This window comes from Nocardia wallacei, assembly GCF_014466955.1.
In the GTDB taxonomy this organism is placed as follows: domain Bacteria; phylum Actinomycetota; class Actinomycetes; order Mycobacteriales; family Mycobacteriaceae; genus Nocardia; species Nocardia wallacei.
On the sequence record NZ_AP023396.1, the window covers coordinates 4,937,752 to 4,957,915 of the forward strand.

At 72.4% G+C, this 20,164-nt stretch carries 5 protein-coding genes; 2 read left to right on the forward strand and 3 right to left on the reverse strand.

Annotated elements, in window-relative coordinates; all coding sequences use genetic code 11:
• Positions 1-251 precede the first annotated feature (251 nt).
• The 3 genes from NWFMUON74_RS21765 to NWFMUON74_RS21775 all read right to left on the reverse strand — a co-directional run bounded on the left by NWFMUON74_RS21765 (position 252) and on the right by NWFMUON74_RS21775 (position 19,485).
• Positions 252-17,681 carry a non-ribosomal peptide synthetase gene (locus NWFMUON74_RS21765; protein WP_187683681.1) on the reverse strand — a complete coding sequence of 5,810 codons (17,430 nt, stop codon included), beginning with the start codon at positions 17,679-17,681 and terminating at the stop codon, positions 252-254.
• Between the two features lie 37 nt (positions 17,682-17,718).
• Positions 17,719-18,753, reverse strand: coding sequence for a beta-ketoacyl-[acyl-carrier-protein] synthase family protein (locus NWFMUON74_RS21770; RefSeq protein WP_187683682.1), 1,035 nt, complete (start codon positions 18,751-18,753; stop codon positions 17,719-17,721).
• Between the two features lie 96 nt (positions 18,754-18,849).
• Positions 18,850-19,485, reverse strand: coding sequence for a hypothetical protein (locus NWFMUON74_RS21775; RefSeq protein WP_187683683.1), 636 nt, complete (start codon positions 19,483-19,485; stop codon positions 18,850-18,852).
• Between the two features lie 332 nt (positions 19,486-19,817).
• Between NWFMUON74_RS21775 and NWFMUON74_RS21780 the strand changes: the two genes are divergently transcribed.
• The gene (locus tag NWFMUON74_RS21780; protein ID WP_197986891.1) at positions 19,818-20,045 is read left to right on the forward strand and encodes a TetR/AcrR family transcriptional regulator; all 228 of its coding nucleotides are present in this window, start codon (positions 19,818-19,820) and stop codon (positions 20,043-20,045) included.
• Positions 20,009-20,137, forward strand: a complete 129-nt coding sequence (locus NWFMUON74_RS36615; protein ID WP_269475373.1) for a hypothetical protein — start codon at positions 20,009-20,011, stop codon at positions 20,135-20,137. Before NWFMUON74_RS21780 ends, NWFMUON74_RS36615 begins: the two co-directional genes overlap by 37 nt.
• The last annotated feature ends 27 nt before the right edge of the window (positions 20,138-20,164 follow it).

The window sequence follows — 20,164 nt, forward strand, 5'->3', positions numbered from 1 at the left end:
AACTTCCGACATGTATCCGAAACGCCGGGAACCACCCGAACCACACATCCTCGCGGATGACCCGGCAATAACAGCTCCCTTCTGCTCACGGCGTTTCTTCGAATTCCTTGCATTTCACCTTGCGGGTCCGGCGGGCGACGAGACCGTCGATCCTGCTGGTCTCCGAGCCGCCCGCCGTCCTCTCAATCTCACGGGTAGTTCGTCACCTCCCGTGCCATCGGAGACTTCCTTCTTCGTTCGCACCACAGAAGTTACACCCTCGAATCCGGGATGTCTACAGTCACCACTACAGATTTTTCCCCGTGTTCGCATTCGGCTTGCAGGGTCGCCAGCTGGTCGCGCATGGTCGTGGCGAGGCGGGCGATCGTGGGACGGTCGAAGAGCTGATCCGGGTAGATCAGCGTGCCGGTGAGGGAGCCCGGTCCGGCGGTCGCGGGGCGTTCGGTCAGTTCCAGGAGGATGTCGAATTCGGTCGACGGCGCCGGGAGGGGGTACGGGTGCGCGTCGGGGAAAGGTTGCGGGTCGGGCGATTCGACGCGATAGGTGATGGCTACCTGCACCAGCGGGTGGCGATGCGGGGCTCGGCGGGGGTTCACCTGCTCGACCATGCGGTCGAACGGGTAGTCGCGATTGTCGACCGCCGCGAGCAGGTCGTCGCGGACCGCGCGCACGAGTGCGCGGCCGCCCGCGTCGGTGTCGACGCGCACGATCACGAGATCGATCAGGCAGCCGACCATGGTGTCCAGTTCCGCGCTGTCGCGCCCGCTCACCGCCACGCCGATCGGCACGTCGCGGCCCGCACCCGAGGAGCTGAGCGCGGCGGCGAGCACGGCGTGCACCACCGTGTAAGGCGTCGCCGCGCAAGCGCGTGCGACTCGTGCCACCGCCGCCGCGTCGAGGTCGACGGGCACCGTGGCCGCGGCGCGGCTGGTCAGCTCCGCGCGTGGCCGGGCGAACGGCAGCGGCAGTTCCTCGGGCAGATCCGACAGTTTGGTGCGCCAATACCGGGCCTGGGCGTGGCGTACCGACCCGGGATCCGCCTCGTCACCCAGCCGCGCCCGCAGAGCCAGCACGTGATCCGCGTATTGCGCGGCGGCACCGGGCCATTCGGGTGCGTGGCCCCGCAGGCGCGCGGCATAGGCCGTGGCCAGGTCGCGGCGCAGGACGGCGAGGGATTCACCGTCGACGGCCGCGTGATGCATCATCGCGAACAGCACATGCCGGTCCGGTGCGAGCCGGAACAGCTTGCCGCGCAACGGGAGCTGGGTCTGCAGGTCGAAGCCGTGCTCCAGTTCGCGAGCGAGCACGCCGTCCAGTTCCGCCGCTTCGAGCTCGCGGACCGGCAGGCCGATCCGCACGGCGTCGACCGGCACGATATGTTGCGCGGGACCGTCTTCGGTGTAGGGCAGGACGGTGCGCAGCATCTCGTGCCGGGCGACGAGATCGCCGACGGCGGACCGCAGCGCCGCCGCGTCCAGGTCGCCGCGGATCTCGACGGCCGCGGCGAGCAGGTAGTCGGGCCGCTGCCCGCCGAGGTAGTTGACGGTCCAGAACCGTTGCTGCGCAGGCGACAAGGGCAACACGGCGGGCCGCGACGCGGGGAGGTCGACGGGGGGCGCCGATTCGGTGGACCGGTTGCCGAGGTGGCGTTCCATCCCGCTCACCGTGGGCGCTTCGAACAGGTCCCGGAGCGACACCGTCGCACCGAGCGCGGCCCGGATCCGGCCCACCAGCCGCATCGCCGACAGCGAATTTCCGCCGAGCGCGAAGAAATCGTCGTCGACACCCACCGCACTCACGCCGAGAGACGCCGCGAACAGCTCCGCCAGCAGCTGCTGCCGAGGCGAGCGCGCCGCACGGCTGTCACCGCGCGGAGGTTCCGGCAATGCGTCGACATCGACCTTTCCCGTTGGTGTCAACGGCAATTCAGGGATCTCCACGACGACCGACGGCACCAGATATCGGGGTAGTTCGTCGAGGAGTTCCGCCCGCACCCGCACCGGATCCACGCTGCCGCGCGGCACGATGTACCCGGCGAGCGTCACACCGCCCGGCCCGGTGCGCGCGGTCACCACCGCCGCCGCGACGGCCGGATTGCGCCGCAGCGCAGCCTCCACCTCACCGGGCTCCACCCGGAAGCCGCCCACCTTCACCTGCCGATCCGATCGGCCGTGGAAGCGCATGACTCCGTGCCGATCCCAGCTCCCGAGGTCGCCGGTCCGGTACATGCGGGAGCCGGGCGGCCCGAACGGGCAGGCGACGAAACGCTCGGCGGTCGCACCGGGCAGGCGATGGTAGCCGTCCGCCAGACCCGCCCCGGCCAGATAGATCTCACCGACCACCATCGGCGGGGCCGGGCGCAGCATCGAATCCAGCACGAACGCCGAGCTGTTCGCGATCGGCCGGCCGATCGGTACCGCACCGTCCGGCTCGTCCGGCGAAACCGGATGCGCGAGCGCGATGAACGTCGCCTCCACCGGGCCGAAACCGTTCACCACGACAGCGTCCGGCCGCACCGCCCGCACCCTGGCCACCGCCGCGGGCGCGAGCGCCGACCCCGCGACGATCAGCCGCACCCGGGCCAGTTCCGCCGCGCAGTGTTCGCTGAGGACTTCGAACAGCCCGGTGGCGATCGAGGCGGTCGTCACCCCGCCGTCGCGCAGGATCCGGCCGTAGGCGGCGGGGTCCAGGTCACCGGCGGGAGCGACGACCACACTGCGGCCGGTGAGCAGCGGCCACCACACCTCGTGGACGGCGAAGTCCCAGGAATGCGGCGAGTGGAACAGGACGCGCTCCCCCACGTCGCCGCTGCGAGCCAGCTCCCGGACCCGCGCGAGGATATTGCGATGGGTGACGACGACACCCTTCGGCACGCCGGTCGACCCCGAGGTGAACATCAGGCAGGCCGGGATGTCCACCGGAACGGGCGGCAACCCTTCGGTTTCCGGCGTCTCGTCCGCCGCGGCCAAGGTCGCGGCGTCGAGTAGTACGCCGACTCCGCTGTGCCGCAGAATGTTTCGCTGCCGGTCCGCCGGAAAGCGGTGGTCCAAGGGCACGATCAGCGCACCGAGCCGCACCACGGCCAGGAACGCCACCGCCACCTCCGCCGAGCGTTCCAGCCTGACGCCGACCGCCGCGCCGGGGCCGACGCCGTGGCGCGCCAGATAACCCGCCAGCCGGCGGACCCGCCCGCGCAGCTGCGCGAAGGTCAGCTCGGTGTCGCCGGACCGGATCGCCACACGGTCGGCGTACCGATCGGCTGTCTTCTCGAACGTGGTTGCCAGGCAGTCTTTTTCGAAGTCGACGTCCGGCCCGTGCCCCCATTCGAGCACGCGGCTCCGCTCCGCGCCGCGCAGCAGATCGGTGCCCGCGACCGTCCGTTCCGCAGCGTCGGCGAGCGCAGCGCAGGCCGCCCGGAAGCGATCCCACCAGTCCGCCGCGGAACCGGACCAGGCCAGCTGCCGCGGCCGCACCGCCAGGCGGAAGACCGTGCGCTCGGCGCCGGGCACCACGACCAGCGCGACCGGGTAGTGCGGGCGGTCGAAGACGTCGACCATGCGCGCGCGCAGTCCGGTGTCACCCAGATCGTCGACCTGCACCGGATAGTTCTCGAAAACCACCGAGGTGTCGAACAATTCGGCGCTGCCGGCGACCTCTTCGATCTCGTGCAGCCCGAGGTGGTCGTGCTCGTAGAGAGCGGCCCGGGCCGCCTGCAGCCCGGCGGCGAGTTCGGCGAGGGTGTCGCCCGGCCGCAGCCGTACCCGCACGGGGACCGTGTTGATCATCAGGCCCACCATCCGCTCGGCGTCCAAGTCGGCCGGACGCACCGCCACGGTGGTGCCGAAGACGACGTCGTCGCTGCCCGTGAGGTGCGCCAGCACCAGCGACCAGGCCGCCGAGACCAGCGTGTTGAGGGTCAGCCCGGCCTCGGCCGCGCGCTCGGGCAGTCGCTTCGCGAGCTCGTCCGGCAGTACGAATTCGTGCACTTCCGGTTGTTCGGACCAGCCGGACCGGCCGGCGCGGCTGACGCGGGTCGGGCGGCAGTCGCGCAGCGCGGTCCGCCACGCGGCTCGGGCCGCGCCGCGGTCGCGGGTGGACCGCCATCGCAGGTAGTCGCGGAACGGCGGCGCGGGCGGCAGTTCCGCGCCCAGGTACAGCAGGATCGTCTCGCGCAGCACATTGGCCACCGACCAGCCGTCGAGCAGGACATGGTGGTGGGTGAACGCCAGCCGCCACTCCCGCTGCCCGATCCGGATGAGGCAGAACGCCAGCGGCGGCGCGGTGGCCGGGTCGATCCGGCGGCGTTCGGCCCGCAAGGCGCCGGCCACGGCGCGATCGCGCTCGGGCAGGGCGGTGAAATCCACCGTGCGCCAGTCCGGTTCGGCCGCTTCGCGGACGACGGCGACGATCCGGTCGGCGCCTTCGACGGCGAAGACGCAGCCCAGGTGAGGGTGGCGGCGCAGCAGCGCGACGGTGGCCGCCCGCAGACGTTGTTCGTCCAGATCTCCCTCGAGGCCGAGGACGAGCTGCACCACGTACACGTCCTCGGGAGCATCGGTGGTCCGCTGATAGAGCGTGTGGAACAACAGCCCGGACTGCAACGGTGTCGCGGGCAGCAGGTCCGACGGTTCGCCGAAGGCGTCGCGCAGCCGGGCCAGTTCCGCCGCGGTGACCTCGGCGAGCGGGAAGTCCGACGGTGTGCGCGGCACGCCCGCCGGATCGGTGTGGTGCGCGGCGAAGGCGGCGAGCGCCGCGGTCCAGTCGGCGGCCAGCCCCGACACCGTGGCGGCGTCCAGAACACTCGGCGCCCAGGTCCATTCGGCTTGCAGCACCGGGCCGTCGGGCGTTTCCCGCACGGCGGCGTTGATTTCGAGCGCGTGGGGCAGCGCCATGGCCGCATCGGCCGTACTGCCAAATCGCACGCCGAGCGCCCCGGCGTCGCCGCCCAGCCTGCCGAGATAGTTGAACCCGATCGGCACCCGGGCGGCCGCGATCTCGGGCGGCACGTCCTGCGCGTGGCGCAACATGCCGTAGCCGACGCCGCGCCGGGGCGTGGATCGCACCGCTTCCTTGACGGTATTGGCCACGTGGGTGAGGCCGGAACCGTTGCGCACCATGGCGTCCCAGTCCGGCACACCGGCCGACAGCCGCACGGGGTAGACGACCGTGAACCAGCCGACGGTGGTCGAAACGTCCAGCGCCGCGAGGCTCGGGTCGGTGAGGTCGCGGCCGTGTCCCTCGACGTCGACGAGTACACCCGGCCCGTCGGGCACGGCGCGGTGGGCCGCGGCCGACAGTGCGGCGAGCAGGATATCGGCCGCCGTGCCCCGGAACCGATGCGGGACGCGGGTGAGCAGTTCGGCGGTCTGCGCCGCATCCACTGTCACCGTGAGTGTTTCGGCGCTGCCGACCGTATCGCGGGCCGGGTCCAGCCGATGAGCTGCCAGTCCGCTCGCCACCTGTCCCACCGTCCGGCGCCACCACCGCGTCTCCGCCGCGGGCACCGGCTGCTCCGCCAGCGCGGCCGTCCAGGTCCGCAGCGGCGTGACGACCGGCGCGAACGCCGGTTCCACGCCCGTGGTCACCGCGCGATGCGCGGCGGCCAGCTCCGGTATCAGAATGCGCCAGGAGACGCCGTCGACCGCGAGATGGTGGACGACGATCAGCAGCAGGCCCGGCCGCGCGTCCAGCCACACCGCCTGCAGCAGTACCCCCTCGGACGGCCGCAGCCGGTCCCGCGCGCCGGTGAGTGCGTCCGGCAGAGCCGCTTCGGCATCCTGGACGGCACTGTGCCGCAACAAGTTCGCCGCCGCCACCGCGCCGGGCGGCCGTACCACCAGCTGCCGTCCGTCGATCACCTGCAAGCGCAGGGCGTCGTGGCGGTCCACGATGCGTCGCAGTGCCGAGGCGAGCGTGTCGGCGGTGGCGTCGTCCGGCGCGGGCACCACGACGTACTGCCCGAAACCGTCGGTGGGCGTGGGGTTGTCGAGCAGGTCGCGCATGATCGGCGTCGGCGCTACCGGCCCGACACCGGCCAGCGGGTCGGCCGGGGCCGACACCGCCGTCGCGATCCGGGCCAGTTCGCGGACGGTCTGCCGCTCGAACACGTCCGTGGGCGTGAGCGACACCCCACTGCTCCGCGCGCGGTTCACCAGCCGGATGGCGAGAATGCTGTCGCCGCCGAAGCGGAAGAAGCTGTCGTGCACGCCCAGGTCGTCGACGCCGAGCACGGACCGCGCCAGTTCGAGCAGCAGGGTCTCGGTCACGGGGTCCACCGCCGCCGACGCCGGGACCGCCGGTGGCGGCGCGACCGGCGCGGACCGCAGTCGCTCACCGTCGGCCAGGAACGGCAGCTCGTCGACCGGACGGTCCGGTTCGGCCAGCGCGGCGGCCAGTAGCCGCCGCAGACCCGCGGCCAGCGACTCGGCCGTCGTCCGCTCGAACAGATCGGTGCTGTACTCCAGTACGCCGCCCACTGTCCCTGTCCCCCAGGCGAACTCGAACAGCAGCGGGAACTTGGCGTGTGTTCGCGGCAGCTCGATCGGGCGGCAGGTCAGACCCGCCAGGTCGACGGCGGCCCGTTCCGGCCGCAGGGTCACCATGACCTCGAACAACGGGTGCCGCCCCGCCGTGCGCTCGGGCCGAACGGCCGCGACGACGCGGTCGAAGGGCACCGGATGCGCGAAGGCGGCCAGGTCGGCCTCGCGCGCCCGATCGACGGCCGCCGCGAAGCCCGGCCGTCCGGACAGGTCGGTGCGCAGGACCACCGTTTCGGCGAAGAACCCGATCAGTTCGTCGAGGCCGACCGTGTCGCGTCCCGAGGTCACCGTGCCCACGACGATGTCGGTGCCCGCGCCCGCCCGGCCGAGCAGGCAGGCGACCGCGGCGTGCAGCACCATGAACGGCGTCGCGTTCCGGGCGGCCGCCAGCGCCGCGATCCGGTCGCGGATGTCGCCGTCGAATTCGAGCGGCACCGTGTCACCGCGCTGCGTGAGCGCCGCCGCCCGGCGGTCGAGCGGCAACTGCGAGTGTTCGGGCAGGTCGCGCAGCGTGTGCCGCCACCGCGTGAGTTCGGCCGCGAGCGCGGGGTGCGGGTCGTCGGGGGCGCCGAGGGTGGCGTGCTGCCACACCACGTAGTCCGCGTACTGCACCGGAAGCGGCGGCCATTCGGGGGCCTGCCCGGCGCGGCGCGCGGCGTAGGCGGTCCCGAGGTCGGCGGCCAGCACGCCCAGGGAGTGTTCGTCGGCGATGAGATGATGCAGTACGAGCAGGAACACGGTACTCGTGTCACCGGTGAATACGGTTGCCCGCCAAGGCGGCCGGACACACGGGTCGAACGGACGTACCGCCTCGGCCGTCAGTCGTTCCACAGTGGGCTCGCCGGTCTCGATCGACATCGGTTCCGGCGAGCCGTCGTGAATCAGTTGCGCATCACCGGATTCGGTGAACACGGTGCGCAAACTCTCGTGCCGTGCCCGCACATCGGCGAGCGCGGCCCGCAGCGCGTCGAGATCCACCGCGCCGGTCAGTTCCACGGCGACCGGGATGTGATACGCGACCGACGAGGGGTCGAGCCGGTACAGGGTCCACAATCGCTGCTGCGCCGCCGAGAGCGGAATGCGATCCGGTCGCGGACCGCCGAGCGCGAACCCCTGCGGTGCGGTCGTTTTCGCCTGCTCGATCGCCTCGGCGAGCCCACCGACGGTCGGCCGGTCGAACAGGTCCCGGACATCGATGTCGGCGTTGAGTTCCGCGCGGATCCGCAGCACCAGCCGGCCCGCCAGCAGCGAGTCGCCGCCGAGTGCGAAGAAGTTCTCGCCCGGACCGAAGTCGTCGCGCCCGAGCGTGTCGGCGAACAGGTCGTACACGGTCTTCGCGAGTTCACCGGCCGGGCGGCCGCGGCGACCGGCGGCGGTGCGCAGGGCGGACAACGCGGCGTGGTCGATCTTGCCGTTCGCGGTGAGCGGCAGGGCGTCCACCGGCACGACGAGCGACGGCACCGCGTGCGCGGGCAGCGTCGCGGCGAGCCGGTCGCGCAGCACCCCCGCGTCGGCGCCGGGCGCGACGGCGTAGGCGACCAGCCGCCGGTCCCCCGGCGCGCGTTCCTCGGCACGGACCACCGCCGCCGTCACCCCGGGCAGCGCGCACAGGGCGGCCTCGACCTCACCCGGCTCGAGGCGGAACCCACGGATCTTGACCTGCCGGTCCGCGCGGCCCAGGTACTCCAGCCCGCGACCGCCCACCCGGCCCAGATCCCCGCTGCGATACATGCGGGCGCCGGGCGGGCCCGCCGGATCGGCGACGAACCGGGCCGCCGTCAAGCCCGACCGCCCCAGGTAGCCGGTCGCGAGGCCGTCACCGCCGAGGTAGATCTCGCCGGGCAGGCCCGCGGGCACCTCGCGCAGCGCCGCGTCGAGCAGGCGCACTCGCCGACCCGGAAGGGGCTGCCCGACAACACTTTCGGGCCCGCGGTCGGCGTCGGTCGCCAGTTCGTGCGCGGTGGCGTGCACGGTGGTCTCCGTGATGCCGTACATGTTCACCAGTCGCGGGCCGCCACGGCCGACCGCCGCCGCCCACCCCGCCAGCCGGCGCGGGTCGGTCTTGTCGCCGCCGAGCACGACCAGACGCAGCGCCAGTTCCGCCGCGCGCGCCGGCCTGGCGGCAACGACGGCGGTGAGCAGATCGAACGCGGCGGGTGTCTGATTGAGGACGGTGACGCGGTGGGTGACGAGCAGATCGAGGAAGTCGTCCGGCGACCGTGCGATCCGCTCGTCCACGATCACCAGCGTCGCGCCGTGCCGCAGCGCACCCCAGATCTCCCACACCGAGAAGTCGAAGGCGACGGAATGGAACAGGGTCCACACGTCGGCCGGGCCGAGGTCGAACAGCGACCGGGTCGACGCGAGCAGCCGTGCCGCGCACCGATGCGTGACCACCACGCCCTTCGGCCGCCCGGTGGAGCCGGAGGTGTGGATGACATACGCCGGGTTGTCCGGGTTCGGCCGAAAAGCGCTGTCTCGCAGCACTTCCGGCTCGCCGGGCGCATCGATCACCAAGGTCTGCTCGCCCGCCAGCGCGGCCGCGTGGTCCCGGTCGGTGACCACGATTCCGGGCCGGGTGTCGTCCAGGATGAGCCGCAGACGCGCGGCCGGGTGCCGGGGATCCAGGGGGACGTAGGCCGCGCCGGACTTCAGCACCGCCACGATCGCCACGACGAGGTCGATACCGCGCGGCAGCAACACCGCGACCAGCATCCCGGGCCCCGCGCCACGGGCGGACAGCCGCGCCGCCCAGCGCTGCGACCGCTCGTGGAGTTCCCCGTACGACATCGACTCCGCGCCGTGCACGAGGGCCGTCGCCGTGGCGGAATGCTCCACACCGCGCAGCAGGCAATCGACGAGAGTGGTCGGCTCCGCGGTGTTCTCGCGCTCGCCTGCGGATGCGACGGCCACCGACGCGGGCGCGTCGCCGAACGGCAGTCGGCCGACCGGAGTGTCGGGATCGGCGGTGGCGAGCACGGACAGCAGGTCCAGGAGCCGGGCGTGGTGGGCCGCGAGATTGGCGGGGGTGTGCCGCGCCGTGACCGAGTCCAGGTCGAGGCGTAGTTCGGGTTCGCCGTTGTCGTAGACGCCGATCGTGACGCCGTCGGTGCGGCCCGGCGAACCCTGGTGGGGCACAGCCGGATTCCCGCCGAACTCGCGCATCAGATCCATCGGCATGATCGTCACCACCGGCCCGTGCGGTGGCCGCCCGTCGATGATCCCGGCGCGGCGCATGTCCGCCTGCCGGTAGTGCTGATGCCGCAGCACCGCCGAACTCTCCGCGCCGACCGCCGCGACCAGCGCCGACAGCGGCGCACCCGGATCGACCGCCACACGCAGCGGCACCACGTTCGCGGTCATGCCCAGCGCGTGCCAGGAACGTTTCGCGGGCACGGTCAGACCGGGCACGACGACGCGAGCGCCGGTGTCGGCGTGCAGGGCGAGCACGGTGGCCGTCAGTACCAGCACCGGCCACCGGACCCCGTAGGCGTCGGCACGGTCGCGCAGCGCCCGCCACGTGCCGGCGTCGAGCGTGCCGGTGTGCCGGACGAATTCGTCGGCACTGCCCTGCACGGCATCCTCGGCGAGCACGGCCGTCTCGGGGAGCCCGGCCAGCCGACCGGCCCAGAACTCGCGATCGGCGTCGAACCGGTGCGATCCGCGGTACCGGACGTCCTGCTCCACGAGGGCGTCCAGCCGGTCGAACACCGTGTCCGCCACCGAGGTACCGGCAGACAGCGCGCGGTAGGTGTCCGACACCCGCTTGGTGAAGGCGGCCATGCCGCCGCCGTCGCCGACGATATGGTGAAAACGCAGGAACCACAGGTGATCCGCCTCGCCGACCCGCAACAGCGCGTGATCGAACAGCGGGGCGGCGGTCAGGTCGTAGGGCCGGTCCAATTCGGTCGCGATGTAGGCCCGAGCGGCGTCGAACGGCTCGGCGGTGCCACGAAAGTCCTTGTGGTGCAACGGCCAGTCGGTGAGGTCCATGAGCTCCTGGACCGGCCCGTCGTCGCCGACCGCGATGCGCACCCGCAGCGTCTCGGCACCGGCGACCGTGTGCCGCAGCGCGCGCTCGAACAGCGCGTGGTCGAGTTCGCCACGGATGTGCAGATAGCCACCGACGACGAAGCGACGGCCGGTGCGATCGAGTTGCTGGCCGAACCAGATCTCGCGCTGCGCGGCGGTCAGCGGCCGCGCGCGCTCGTCGCCCACCGGTTCGGTGTCGAGGGCGTGCAATGCGAGGTCCGGCTGCCGGACGAGGTCGGCCAGCAACCGGCAGTATTGCGCGGCCAGCTCTTCGACCGTGCCGCGGTCGAACAGGTCGGTCGCGTACTCCACGGTCCCGACGGCCGGCTGCCCCGGAGCCGGTGCGGTGAGGCCGAAGAACAGATCCACCTTGGCGGCGCCGGTGTCGACCGGCACCGGCTCGACGTGCAGGCCGGGCAGCGTCAGCTGCGGCACGGCGGTGTTCTGCCACGCGAACATCACCTGGTACAGCGGGTGGTACGCGGTCGAGCGCCGCGGCGCCACCAGCTCCACCAGCCGTTCGAAGGGCGCGTCCTGATTGTCGTAGGCGGCCAGGGCTTTCGCGCGCACGCGGTCCACCACTGTCGCGAACGACACCTCACCCGACACGCCCACACGCAGCACCCAGGTGTTGACGAAGAAGCCGACCAGATCGCCGAGCGCCGGGTCGTTGCGTCCGGCGATCGGCCCGCCCAGGGTGATGTCCGTGCCCGCGCCCCGCCGGTGCAGCAGCACGACCAGCGCCGCCTGCAGCACCATCGACGTGGTGGCGCGCCGGGCGCCCGCGTAGGCCTCCACCGCGGCGAGCAGGTCCGCGTCGATGGTCAGGCCGACCTGCCCGGCGCCGCCCCGCGCGATCTCCGGCCGGGGACGGTCGGCCGGAAGCGGCAGCGGCTGGGGCAGATTCGCCAATTCGGTGCGCCAATATTCCAGCTGGCCGCGCAGCAGCGGAGTGGGTTCGTCATCGGCGCCGAGCCGTTCCCGTTGCCACAGGGTGTAATCGGCGTACTGCACGGGCAGTGGATCCCACGCGGGTTCGCTCCCGGCGCACCGGGCGGTGTAGGCGGTGGCCACGTCGCGAGCCAACGGCACCATCGACCAGCCGTCGGCGGCGATGTGGTGCAGCACGACGATGAGCACGTGATCGGCCGGGCCACAGCGCATCAGCGCGGCGCGGATCGGCAGATCCTTCGCCAGATCGAACCGGCGGCGCGCGGCGGCGCTGAGCCGCGCGGACAGGCTCGCCGCACCGGATTCTATGACCGGCAGCGCGAGTTCCACGTCCGCCGGATCCAGGATGCGCTGATACGCCACCCCGTCCGCCACCGCGCACACCGTCCGCAGCGCCTCGTGCCGGATCACCACATCGCGCAGCGCGGCCCGCATGGCGTCCAGGTCGACGGGTCCGGTCAGCCGCAGCGCGAGCGGGATGTTGTACATCGGTGCGCCGTCGGACAATTCGTGCACCAGCCACAGCCGCCGCTGGCCGTGGGACAGCGGAACGCGCTCCGGTCGCGGCATCGGGACCACACCGCGATCCCTCGGCGCGGGCCGGGCGTGCGCGGCGAGTGCCGCCACGGTCGGCGCGGTGAAGATCTCCCCGATCGGAACCTCCGCCCCGGCGCGGGCCCGCAGCAGGCTCACCATGCGCATGGCGCTCAGCGAATCCCCGCCGAGGGCGAAGAAGTCGTCGTCGCGGCCCACCCGCGGCACGTCGAGCGCTTCGGCGTACGCCGCCGCCACCGCCGCTTCGAGCCGCCCGCGCGGCGGCTCGTAGGGCGGCGGCTCAGCAGCAGAAGCGCTCGGCGCGGGGTCGATGCGTGGCGCCTCGGCGGGGAGCAACCGCTGGATCGGCGCGTCCGGGTCGTCGATCATCGCCGACAGGACCCGCATCCACCGGTCGGTGAGTTCCCGGATCGTCGCCTCGTCGAAGCACTCTCGCAGGTATCCGGCCCGAACACGCAGCCGGGTGTCCAGCCACGCCACCAGGGTGAGCGGATAGTGCGTGCCGTCGTTGACCTCCACGCCCGTGACCGCCAGCCCGTCGGGGCCGTTCGCCGCGGTGAGGGTGGCGGCGTCGAGCGGGTAGGACTGTACCTCGAGCAGCGTGTCGAACAGCGCGGGGCGACCGGCCGCGGCCAGTATCTCGGCGAGCCCGAGATACTGGTACGCCACCAGGTCCGCCTGTTCGCGCTGGTGGCGGACCAGCAGTTCCGCGACCGTCTCCGTGGCGTCGAGCCGCACCCGGACGGGCACGGTATTGACGAACAACCCGACCATTTCGGTCACGCCGGGCAGTTCCGCCGGTCGGCCCGACACGGCGGTGCCGAACGCCACGTCCGGGCGGCCGGTGGTGAGCGCCAGGGTCAGACCCCAGCTGCATTGCAGCACCGTGTTGGTCGTAACCTGGTGTGCGGCAGCCACTTTCCGAATCAACTCGCTGCGCGTCTCATCGAGGCCGAACTCCACGGTGTCGGCCACCGAGGTGATCCGGCGGGCGCGTTGCTCCGGCGCCAGCAGGGTCGGACCCGTCGCGTTCTGGAAGGCCGCCTGCCAGGCCCGTCGGGCGCTGTCGCTGTCCTGCCGCTGCAGCCACGCCAGGAAATGCTGGTAGCCGCGTACCGGCGGGAGGGCCGCGGGGGCTGCGCCCGCCGCGTAGCGCATCAGCAGTTCGGTGGCGACGAGCGGCATCGACCAGCCGTCCATCAGCAGGTGGTGCGTGGTCACCACGAACCGGAAGTCGTTGTCGCCGAGCGTGATCAAGGCGCAGCGCAGCAGTGGCGGCTCGTCGAGACGGAACGGCCGGCGGCGATCCGCCGCGGCGAATTTCGCGAACTCCGCCGCCGGGTCGGTGGTGTCGCGCAGGTCCAGGTCCGCCCAGGGCACCCGGACCGCGCCCGCCACGATCTGGACCGCGGCGCCCTCGGTGCGGGTGAGCACCGCGACCCGCAGCGCGGCGTGCCGATCGAGGATGCGGGCCACCGCGTCGCGCAGCCGTCGGGTGTCCACGGCGCCGGACAGCCGGAACACCGTTTGCACGTGATAAGCGTCGACGGACGACTGCGCCAGCACGGCGTGGAAGTAGAGGCCCTCCTGCAGCGGAGCCAGCGGCCACACGTCCGCCAGGCCGGGATAGCGGCGTTCCCACTGCTCGATCTCGTCCTGGCCCACCCGGACCAGCGGGAAGTCGGACGGTGTGCGGCCGCCCGCACCCGGCGCGGTGCCGTGCCGGGCCAAGCCCGCCAGCGCTTGCTGCCAGAGCGCGGTCAGCGCCTCGATGTCTTTGTCCCCCAGCAGGGTTCGGGGATACGCGAAGACGGTGTGCAGACTGTCACCGGCGATCACGGTCGCCACGTCCAGACCCGCCATGGCGGGTACGTCGGCGACGGGTTCCGGGAGATCGGACAGGTCGGGATCGGGCAGCCATGGCGCGTCGCCGGTCAGCGCGCCGGTGCGGCCGAGATAACGGAACCCGACCTCCGCCGGTGGCGCGGCGAGTTCCTCGGCGGCTCCCGCAGCGAGGTACCGCAGCACTCCGTAGCCGATGCCGCGATCCGGTAGCTCGCGCAGGTGCTGTTTGATCCGTTTGAGTGCCGCCCCCGCCGCCGGGCCGCCCGCCAGCGCATCGGCGGCATCGAGGCCGCTCACGTCGAGCAGCGCCGGGTAGACGGTGGTGAACCAGCCGACGGTACGGGACAATTCGGCGCCGGGGACCGCTTCGCGCCCGTGCCCCTCGAGCCACACCCGGTGCCGCGCCGCCGCCTCCGGCCGCCACGCGGCCAAGGCCAGCGCCAGCGCGGTGAGCAGGACGTCCTGCGTATCGGCCCCGAAGCGCTCGGCGACGACCTCCAGCTCCGCGGTCGCCGCCTCCGCGACGCGCACCCGGACCGAGCGCACATCCTGCGCGCGATCCACCGACGGGTCGAACGGCCTTGCCCCCAACGGGGTTTCGACGGCGTCGAGAATGCGCCGCCACAGCGGCAGTTCCGCGGCGCGTGCGCCCTGTTGCGCGTCGGCGGCGAGTGCGTGCACCCAGCGGCGCATCGATGTGGTGGGCGCGGGCAGGGCGGCGGGTCCGCCGGATCGCAGTTGCGTCCACGCCGACATCAGGTCGGGCACCAGGATGCGCCACGACACCGCGTCCACGGCGATGTGGTGCACGACCAGCAGCAACCACCCGGCCGCGCCGGGACGGTCGAGCCAGACCGCTTGCAGCACAACCCCTGCCGCGGGCGACAGCCGCCGCAGCGCCGCGTCGTGCTCCGCCACCAGCAGCGCGCGGATCGCCTCGGTGTCCGCCGCCGGATCGACCTCGACCCGGTGCACGAGTGCCGCGACGTCCACCGCGCCGGGCGGCGCGACCGTCAGACGCCAGTCCCCCGTCTCCGGCGACGTGGCGACGGCCGTCCCGCCGCCCGCACGCCGGTACAGCCGGGCCCGCAGCATGTCGTGACGGTCGACGACGGCGGCGAGGGTCGCCGCCAGCGTCGCGTGGTCCACGCCGACCGGCAGCCGCAGCGTCGCCGACTGGGTCGGGCCGTCGCCGACGCCGTGGTCGATCAGGTGCCGCAGCACCGGCGGTAGGGGCATGTCCCCGACGCCCCCACCCGGCAGTTCGGTGAGGATTCGGGAGCCGGTGTCCGTCGGTGTCGTGGCGGCGAGGGCCGCGAGCGCGGCCACCGTGCGCTGTTCGAACACGTCCTGCGCGCTGAACCGGACCCCGCGCCCGCGGGCTCGGGCCACGAGCAGGATCGCCATGATGCTGTCGCCGCCGAGCGCGAAGAACGAATCGTGCGCACCGACCCGCTCGATTCCGAGGACGTCGGCGAACGATGCCGCGACCACCGTCTCCGCCGGTCCTTCCGGGGCGCGGTAGTCGGGGCGGTCGACTTGCGGTGCGGGCAGGGCGCGCAGGTCCAGCTTTCCCGACGGGGTGATCGGGATGCGGTCCAGCGGCACGAAGGCATCGGGAACCATGTAGGCGGGCAGGCGATCGGCGAGCCATGCCCGCACCGCCTCGATCGACACGTCCCGGCTGCCGACCACGTACGCCACGAGCCGGTCGCTGCGCGCGTCGCCGTCGCGCACCCGCACCACCGCCCGTTCGACGTCCGGGTGTGCCGCGAGGCTCTGCTCCACCTCCCCCAGCTCGATCCGCTGACCGCGCAGCTTCACCTGCGAGTCGGCGCGGCCACTGAATTCCAGTGTGCCGTCGGGCCGCCGCCGCACCAGGTCGCCGGTGCGATACATGCGGGTGCCGGGCGCTCCGAACGGGTCGGCGACGAACCGTTCGGCCGTCGCCGCCGCACGGCCCTGATAGCCGCGCGCCAGCGGGATTCCGGCCAGATGCAATTCGCCGAGAAAACCCGCCGGGACCGGGCGCAGACCGGCGTCGAGCACATACGCCCGGGTGTTCCAGGCGGGACCACCGATCGGCACCACCACGGTGTCGGCCGGTTCCGCGCGATGCTCGGTCACCGCGACCGCCGCCTCGGTGGGCCCGTACAGATTGTGCACGGCCACATCGGGTCCCGCGGCCGCCGCCACGGCCGGTGGCAACTGCTCGCCGATGACGAACAGCTGCCGCAGCGATGCCAGCCGCGCCGGTTCCACCTGCCGCAGGAAGGCCGACAGCAGCGACGGCACGAAATCGGTCACCGTGACGCCGTGCCACTCGATCAGCTCGGCCAGATATTGCGGGTCGCGCCGACCGCCGGAGCGGGCCAGCACCACGGTCGCGCCGACCCGCAACGGCAGCAGGAAGCCCCACAGCGACACATCGAACGTCGTGGCGGTCTTCTGCAGGTATACCTCGTCCGGTCCCAGCGCGTACCGGGCGATCATCCATTCGAGGTGATTGACGATCGCCGCCTGGGAGACCGCCACCCCCTTCGGCACGCCCGTCGATCCCGACGTGAAGATCACGTATGCCGTATGGTCCGGATGCGCGGGAGCGCGACGATCCGAATCGCGCAGCGCCGCAGGGGAATACGCGGACGTGTCGAGTGTGTCCACTGCCACCGTGGCCACCCCGGCGGGTACGGTGATCTCGTCGGTGGAGCGGGTCAGCACGCAGAGCGGCCGGACGGTGTCCAGCATGTGCGTGGTGCGGGCACCGGGATGGGCCGGGTCGATCGGCACATAGACCGCGCCCGCCGCCGCGATCGCGTACAGCGCCACCACCAGGTCGACCGAGCGTGGGATCGCCACCACCACAGCCGTTTCCGGACCGGCTCCGGTCGCGACGAGCCAGCGCGCCAAGCGATGCACGCGGGCGGCGAGCGCGCCGTAGGTGACGGTCGTGTCGTCGGTGACCAGCGCGGTGGCGTGCGGCGTGCGGTCGGCCTGCCGCGCGAAGGCCGCCGCGATGGTGTGCGGTGCGGGCAGCGGGTGTGCCGTCTCGTTCAACAGCTCTGTCGCCCAGCGGCGTTCGGTGGCGTCGGCGATGTCGACGGCGCCGATCGGCCGTTCCGGTTCTCGCACAAGCTGGTCGAGCACGTCGAGGTAGCGCCGCGGCAGGTCTTCGGCGATGCCGTCGGCGGTGACGGTCCATCGGCCGGGGTCCCGGTCGTCCAGCCGGGCGCGCAGCGCACCCGCGTGCGCCTCGTCCGAAGGGGCGGACTCGTCGCCGCCGTCCGGTGACTCCTGCACCGCGACAAGGCTCCAGCCCGCGGGCCACGGGGCGTCGAAATCGGGCAGGTAGCGGTGGCGACGGGCCGACCGCAGTTCCCGCCCGAGCTGTGCCGCGAGACGGCCGAGCGTCCACTCCGGAGCCACGCTCGCCCGCACCGGTGTGATCGTCGCGCCCTGCCGCAGTGCCACCACGATGTCCCGCTCCCCGGTGACCCGGTGGGCGAACGCCGCCAGTGCCGCGAGCAGCACGGCCGCCGTGCCGCCGCCGCTGCGCCGGGCGATCGGCGCGAGCGCGGCCGCGTCCAGCGTGAGGCGCCGCCGATTGTTCTCGTGTCCAGCGCTCGGCTGGAAACCGTTGGGCCCCAGCGGCAGTGCGGTGTCCGGCGGCGGGGCGTCCGCGAGCCGGACCGCCCAGTATTCCCGGTCCGCTGCCCATCTGCCGGACTGCCGGTAGCTCGTCTCGTCCGCGATGGTCATGACATTTCCGCCCTTTCGGCCCCGAGGTGCGCGATCCTCACCAGCTCCACCGCACCTCCTGCGGATCCGGCAGTCGGCGCAGCAGCGCAATGCTCCAGGCCGCCACCGGGGCGGAGTTCAGCACGATCGTGTAGTCACCCGCCGCCCGCGCGGGCGCCGCGTCCTCGGCGTTGACCAGCACGTCGACGGGTCCCAGATGGCCGTAGCGGGCGAGGTTGCCGCGGCAGACCGGATCGATCGGCACGTCGAGGGCCTGCTGCCAGAATTCGACGGCCCCGGCGCCGAGATTCTGCATCAGGTATGCCGCGATATCGCTGTGCCCCAGGTTGTTCCGGTCCAGTATCTCCGCCCGCAGGTCGGCGAACCGGTTGCGGCTCTCCACCGCCAGCCGGAACGAGTAGGCCGCCTCGTCGGCGCACGCCTCGGTCCAGTCGGCCGTGGGCACGTCGCGGTAGTCGATGCGGAACAGATCCGCGTACTGTCCGTTGCTCCGGACGATGTGGTCGACCAATTCGTAGCGGCCCGCGCCGTCGGTGGTCAGCAGCACGGCCGCCGCGCCGTCGCCGAGGATCGTCATCGGCGACCGGTACCGCGCCCGGGTCGGGGCGATCGCGGCCGCCACCACCAGCACAGTGCGATAGCGGCCGCCGCCGCGCAGCAGGGCCGCGGCCATTTCGACGGCCGCGGACACCGAGACGCAGCCGAGATCGCCGATGCTCGTGGTGAACGCGCCCGTCGCGCCCAGCCGGTGCTGCAGCGCCGTCGCCTCCGAGGCCAGCAGGTAGTCCGGTGCGCGGCCCTGCACCAGCAGCAGGGCGTCGAGGTCGGCGGCGGCCAGACCGGCTTCGCGCAGGGCGGCCTCGGCGGCGGTATGCGCCAGATCCGCGGCCGCGGTGTCCCCGGCGACCGGCACGCTGTCGATGCCGAGACTCAGTGCGTGCGCCCGCTGCGCCGCGGTCCGCGTCGCCAGTTCCGGCAGTTGCGCCACCGTCTGCGTGGTGGCGGGGATACAGCGTGCGACAGGACCGAGCCTGATGCTGACATCCCCCGCATTCGGCGCAGCGCCGCTCATCACGAACTCCTTCTACAGCGACGTCCCGCGCGCGGTCTGCCGTCACACCCGTCGGCAGACACGTAACCGGACCACACCGTCCCGGCACGAGCCGCATCAATTTGGGTCTTGGCGCTGACCTCGGACCCGGATAGACATCGATCCCGCATCGGCCGTGCGAGCCGCCCACCACTGCGCGGCGGCCACCACTGCCGCGCCGAGGGACGTGGCGGTGGCCGCCAGCGCGGCGGGTGTGAAGGCGGTCGTGGAATACGGTGCGGAGAAGCGGGCGCCCGGCAGGACCAGATCACCGTCGTTGACGGCCCACTGAATCCACGAGCCGATCTGCCCGCCCACATCCCAGCTGCGAGAGGTCATCTCGTACAACTGTGCCGCACGGCTGTCGAGGTGCCACATCACCACCAGCACGAGAACCGCCACGGCGACCGCCGCGACCGTGGCGACCAGCGAGACCATCCGCGATCGCAGCCGGAGATCGAGCGCCACGGCGGTCGCCAGCACCACGATGGCCGCACCGACGAGGACGGCCCAGGCGCCGCTGATACTCGCCGTGAACGGTGACGGTCTCGACCAGGCCCCCATATAACTGGTGGTCGCCTCGATCCGGCCGAAAGCGTTCGCACGTGCCGTCCCGTCGACGCCGTCGACGGTGAGCCAGGGCCGAAACAGCAGTACGAACGTGACGATATTCGCGCCGACCGCCACCAGGAATCCCCACTTGCCTCGCAACACGGCGGCCTTCGCGCGCAGGGTAGTCGTTCGCGCGCACCGCACGCCTCCCCGCACCGGCCCCGTCGCAACACCGGGGTCCCGCTTCGCCTGCCACGGCGTCGGCAGGGTCATTTCACACCGGACGCGGACGCCACCAACGCACCATCACACACCATTCGGGCATGGTAGGTACGTCCCCCGCACCGTTTCCGAGCCTTATACGCGCCTTTGACGCCTGGGCCGCCGCATCACCCGATTCCCTCACGGATTCTTGGCGGGCCCGAGAAGGGGTTGCCTGGACCGGTGGCCCGTCGTAGCTTGGGCGTAAGTAAGCGCTTACTTTCGGGGCGGGCATGAGTGACTCGACGCGGGATCGGATCATCGGTGCGGCGTTGCGCCTGTTCGGTGAACAGGGGTACGCGCGGACCACGGTGTCCCAAATCGAAAAGGCCGCAGGGCTTTCCGGCGGAACGGGCGCCCTGTATCGGCATTTCCGGACGAAGGACGATCTGCTGATCGAGGCGGTCCGCACGCAAATGGGCGAGTGCGGCCAGTGGGGGCCATCGCGCACTACTGGCTGATCAGCGACACCTTCGGCGGGCAGCATCCGACCGAGGTCGATTGCGGCCGCTATCTGCGCGCGGCCGCGGAAATGGTCGTCGCCCGCCTGTGAGGGGCGGGCGCGGACGAGGAGGGGACA